Annotated in this window: 4 protein-coding genes; 3 read left to right on the top strand and 1 reads right to left on the bottom strand. The window is 64.2% G+C overall.

Features of this window, described 5'->3' with window-relative positions; translation table 11 throughout:
• Positions 1 to 169 precede the first annotated feature (169 nt).
• From AC1DQP_RS18775 to ychF, 3 genes are all read left to right on the top strand, one after another.
• Positions 170 to 784: a 50S ribosomal protein L25/general stress protein Ctc gene (locus AC1DQP_RS18775; protein ID WP_256775003.1), complete on the top strand. Its 615-nt coding sequence runs from the start codon at positions 170 to 172 to the stop codon at positions 782 to 784.
• Positions 785 to 864: 80 nt separating this feature from the next.
• Complete coding sequence (pth, locus tag AC1DQP_RS18780) at positions 865 to 1,443, top strand: aminoacyl-tRNA hydrolase (protein ID WP_457318524.1); 579 nt, start codon at positions 865 to 867, stop codon at positions 1,441 to 1,443.
• Between the two features lie 52 nt (positions 1,444 to 1,495).
• Positions 1,496 to 2,587, top strand: coding sequence for a redox-regulated ATPase YchF (ychF, locus tag AC1DQP_RS18785; protein WP_088434937.1), 1,092 nt, complete (start codon positions 1,496 to 1,498; stop codon positions 2,585 to 2,587).
• A 243-nt stretch (positions 2,588 to 2,830) separates the two neighbouring features.
• On the opposite strand, the gene AC1DQP_RS18790 is transcribed toward ychF, so the two are convergent.
• Positions 2,831 to 3,054, bottom strand: a 224-nt coding sequence (locus AC1DQP_RS18790; RefSeq protein WP_478052233.1) for a hypothetical protein, incomplete at its 5' end; no start/stop codon positions are given.

Here is a 3,054-nt window from a genome sequence, read left to right on the forward strand (position 1 = left end):
GGCCGAGACGATGCGCCGCATCGCCTTCGGCGAATCGGTCAGCTCGCTGTACGTGGATTGATTTTTTTCCGGCCACCGGCAACGGTGGTCGGGTCCCGGGTACGTCTGGTCGCGGACGTGCCCTCATTCGCCAAGCCCTCGGGCAAGGCACCAACTGGTAGTCAATACAATGTCCAAGACCCATGAAATCAAGGTCACCGCTCGTGACGTGCAGGGCAAGGGTGCGAGCCGCCGCCTGCGTCACGCCGGCGTGATCCCGGCCGTCGTGTACGGCGGCGAAGCCGCGCCGATCAACATCAACCTGGACCACAACCAGATCTGGCTGGCCCAGCAGAACGAGTGGTTCTACTCGTCCATCCTGAACCTGAACCTGGACGGCCAGGTCACCAAGGTGCTGCTGCGTGACATGCAGCGCCACCCGTTCAAGCAGCTGATCATCCACCTGGATTTCCTGCGCGTGAACGAGAACGAGGCCCTGACCGCCAACGTCCCGCTGCACTTCATCAACGAAGACACCTCGCCGGCTGGCAAGGCTGCCGACGTCGTGGTCACCCACGAACTGAAGGAAGTGACTGTCACCTGCCTGCCGAAGGACCTGCCGGAGTCGATCGACGTCGACCTGAGCGAGCTGAAGGCTGGCGACGTGGTCTACCTGTCGGATATCAAGCTGCCCAAGGGCGTTGAGATCCCGGCCCTGGCCCAGGGCAAGGACCATGACGATGCGATCGTCACCGCCAAGCACGGCAAGGAAGACGCTGCCGACGAAGCGCCGGCCGCAGAGTAAGGTATTGCGGCGCCTGTCCTCCGGGGCAGGCGCCGTTTCTGTATGTACCGGCACAGGGCGGGTACCGACGAAGAAGAGTGATGACAGGATTGCGATTGATCGTTGGTCTGGGCAACCCCGGACCCGAGCACGCCCAGACCCGGCACAATGCCGGGTTTCGTTTCATTGACGCCCTGGTCGCACAGGCCGGCGCGCGTTGGAGCGTGGACAGCAAGTTGTTCGGCGAGACCGCCAAGGTCGACATCGCCGGGCAGGCGGTGTGGCTGCTCAAGCCCGGCACCTTCATGAATCTCAGTGGCAAGTCGGTTACTGCCGCACAGCGTTTCTGGAAGATCGAACCGGAACAGACCCTGCTGGCGCACGATGAGCTGGACCTGCCGCCCGGCGTGGCACGGCTCAAGTTCGACGGCGGCCATGGCGGCCAGAACGGCCTGCGCGACACCATCCGCCTGCTGGGCCACGGCCGGTTCCACCGCCTGCGCATCGGCATCGGTCACCCCGGTCACAAGGACCGCGTGGTGCCGTGGGTGCTGGGCCGCGCGAGCAAAGAAGACGATGTGCTGATCGGCCACGCCATCGACGATGCGATCGACGTGCTGCCGCTGGCGGTATGCGGCGATTACAGTGAGGCGATGAAGCGCCTGCACACCCCGAAATAACCACGGTGTACCGATCCACGGTCGGTACCTACCACCCCAGAGGCTGTCAAAGATGGGTATCAAATGCGGCATCGTCGGTCTGCCCAACGTCGGCAAATCGACCCTGTTCAATGCGCTGACCAAGGCGGGCATCGCCGCGGCCAACTTCCCGTTCTGCACGATCGAACCGAACGTCGGCATCGTGCCGGTGCCGGACCCGCGCCTGAACGAACTGGCCGCGATCATCAACCCGCAGAAGGTCATCCCGACTGCAGTGGAGTTCGTGGACATTGCCGGCCTGGTCGCCGGTGCCGCCAGTGGTGAAGGGCTGGGCAACAAGTTCCTGGCCCACATCCGCGAGGTGGACGCGATCACCCACGTGGTGCGCTGCTTCGAGAACGCCGACGTCATCCACGTCAACAACAAGGTCGACCCGCTGTCGGACATCGATACCATCGATACCGAACTGGCCCTGGCCGATCTGGACAGCGTCGAAAAGGCGCTGAATCGCGCCGAGCGCGCCGCCAAGGGCGGCGACAAGGAAGCGGCCGCGCGCAAGCCGGTGCTGGCCAAGCTGCAGGCTGCGCTGGCCGACGGCAAGGCCGGTCGTACCGCCGGCCTGGACGAGGAAGAGAAGGCGCTGGTCCGCGACCTGTTCCTGCTGACCCTCAAGCCGGTGATGTATATCGCCAACGTGCTGGAAGACGGCTTCGAGAACAACCCGCACCTGGACGCCGTGCGCGCCCGTGCCGCCGAGGAAGGCGCGCAGGTGGTGCCGGTGTCGGCGGCGATCGAGGAAGAGCTGTCGCAGCTGGACGACGAAGACCGCGACACCTTCCTGGCCGACCTGGGCCTGTCCGAGCCGGGTCTGAACCGCGTGATCTACGCCGCTTACCAGCTGCTGGGCCTGCAGACCTACTTCACCGCTGGCGTGAAGGAAGTCCGCGCCTGGACCGTGCGCAAGGGCGCCACCGCGCCGCAGGCCGCCGCGGTGATCCACACCGACTTTGAGAAGGGCTTCATCCGCGCTGAAACCATCGCCTATGACGACTTCATCAAGTACAAGGGCGAAGCCGGCGCCAAGGAAGCCGGTCGCCTGCGCCTGGAAGGCAAGGAATATCGCGTCCAGGAAGGCGACATCCTGCATTTCCGCTTCAACGTCTGATCGCATCGCCGGTTGATGCCTGCAACGCCCCGCCTTGAGCGGGGCGTTTGCGTTGGTGGCGCGCGATCCCGTGCGCTGGATAAAAAATCACCACTGCTGAGAATGCCCGGCAGGTGGGGCTCTGCACCACTTGTCCACAACAAACGCCCATCGCTCTCCACCTCCCATGTGGAAAACCTGGCCCGGTGGCGCCGGCCGTTGGCCGGCAACCACGCAATCCTCCACCGCAGACCACGTGGACAATTAATGACCACGCGTGGAAACCCTTGCCGCGTACCGCTTACGCAGGGTTGTCCACAACAAACCCCCACCGCTTTGCCCAGGCGCTGTGGAAAACCGCGTCAGCACCTGGACAAAAAAACGCCACGCCCCGAAAACGTTGGCGTGGCTGGCTTGCACCGACTTGTCCACATCAAACCCCCACGGCTTTCCACGCGGGGTGTGGAAAAGCCACATGCGTGCAGGGG

The organism is Stenotrophomonas sp. P5_A8 (assembly GCF_056400545.1).

Excerpts from the sequence above, each read along its gene's own strand:
- pth (WP_457318524.1), top strand. The coding sequence starts at position 865 with ATGACAGGATTGCGATTGATCGTTGGTCTGGGCAACCCCGGACCCGAG.
- AC1DQP_RS18775 (WP_256775003.1), top strand. The coding sequence starts at position 170 with ATGTCCAAGACCCATGAAATCAAGGTCACCGCTCGTGACGTGCAGGGC.
- ychF (WP_088434937.1), top strand. The coding sequence starts at position 1,496 with ATGGGTATCAAATGCGGCATCGTCGGTCTGCCCAACGTCGGCAAATCG.